1 pseudogene is annotated in these 447 nt (G+C 30.6%); it reads left to right on the forward strand.

From position 1 onward, the window contains the following. Positions 1-258: 258 nt before the first annotated feature. Positions 259-447: pseudogene (locus tag IM284_RS23600) on the forward strand (MBL fold metallo-hydrolase); the annotation flags it as partial.

Below are 447 nucleotides of genomic sequence, written 5' to 3' on the forward strand. Positions count from 1 at the left end.
GATTAATTATATTTAGCATTTGCTCCCCACAAGGTTCTGTTACTACAGTTTTATACCATTTCAATGAATGAAATGAACGGATGTTGAATAGACTGTAAAGTACAGATGAACCTTGCGAAGTTAAAATATCAGAAATAGGTATACGCTGATCTTGAAAAAATATAATTAGGCGCATATTATTTAGGGGCATTTTGTTACTGGTTAGAGTAATGATAGGGTTTGATTTCTAAAAATTCATATTAGGTTGGGATTATAATTATGATAGCAGTTTATGTTTTAGATGCGGGACATGGTGATTGCATACTTTTGGATTTTGAACATACGTTAATACTAATCGATTCTGGGCCTAAAACGTTTTTGATAAGAAGGAATGTTATAGAGAAGCTTAAAGATTTATTGAATGATAGAAAAATTGATATTGCAATTGTTACACATAATGATGATGAC

This window comes from Enterobacter cloacae complex sp. P12RS (assembly GCF_014895875.1).
GTDB classification, from domain to species: Bacteria; Pseudomonadota; Gammaproteobacteria; order Enterobacterales; family Enterobacteriaceae; genus Enterobacter; species Enterobacter bugandensis.